The sequence below is a fragment of the Bifidobacterium jacchi genome, assembly GCF_009078285.1.
GTDB classification, from domain to species: domain Bacteria; phylum Actinomycetota; class Actinomycetes; order Actinomycetales; family Bifidobacteriaceae; genus Bifidobacterium; species Bifidobacterium jacchi.
In genome coordinates this window covers 1,409-2,142 of the sequence record NZ_RQSP01000011.1, presented here as the reverse complement: position 1 = coordinate 2,142, position 734 = coordinate 1,409, and the positions used below count along the sequence as shown (strand labels likewise).

Below are 734 nucleotides of genomic sequence, written 5' to 3'. Positions count from 1 at the left end.
CAGTTCAAGAAACATTGGAATTCCGCCATTCTGCAATCACGTGACTCAGCGATGGACGCGCGCAACTCGCTGCATCCTGTCACACGACGCAAAAAACGACTATTTCGATGCCGCGTGACAGATCGACAGCAGATTGATGACAGCCCGGCTTGCCACGCGACGACGTTTTGCCCGATTTTCACGCCGCGTGACAATCACAGGTGACCGTCCACGGGCGTCCACGGGCGTATCATCCCCGACCATTGATATGGCCTGGTTTTTGTTCCGTGTTTCACCTCATTGATGGGAGACTAGGAACATGACTGCAAGGACGCGTCATACGGAGGAGTTCCGGATGAAGGCGCCCAGGCTTCTGGAGGAGTCGCGTGCGAATCATTCGTCGAAGACGAGGGCCGTGGCCTCGGTCGCGCAGAGTCTGGGCATCGCGTCCGAGACGTTGCGCAGGTGGAGGAACAAGGCCGACCGGACGGACGACGCGGAGGACTATGCACGATCTGCGTCGCGCTGACACGGGTATGGCCATATCGGCGAGCGTGATGTCAAAACTGTGCAACGGATGCTTGGACACAGGCCGACCACGATGACGCCGCGAACCCATGCAGACGTTTGTTAATGATCTCGGCGATCTCGACACGATGGCCGAACGAGTGAACAAGCTTAGAGACAAGAAGCTTTTCTTTCCTGCACGGCCAATTGAGGTTAAAGTCAGCGGTCATCGTTACCCATCGTTACCA

Annotated in this window: 2 protein-coding genes; both read left to right on the top strand. The window is 56.7% G+C overall.

The annotated features are described in order from the left end of the window. The coding region (locus EHS19_RS11025) for a hypothetical protein (RefSeq protein ID WP_206666322.1) at positions 1–204 on the top strand (204 nt) is incomplete at its 5' end. 94 nt (positions 205–298) lie between these two features. After that, complete coding sequence (locus tag EHS19_RS04485) at positions 299–508, top strand: transposase (RefSeq protein WP_277752781.1); 210 nt, start codon at positions 299–301, stop codon at positions 506–508. The last annotated feature ends 226 nt before the right edge of the window (positions 509–734 follow it).

What these genes read in the sequence shown, in the direction of transcription:
- EHS19_RS04485 (WP_277752781.1), top strand. Translation starts at nt 299, where the DNA reads ATGACTGCAAGGACGCGTCATACGGAGGAGTTCCGGATGAAGGCGCCC.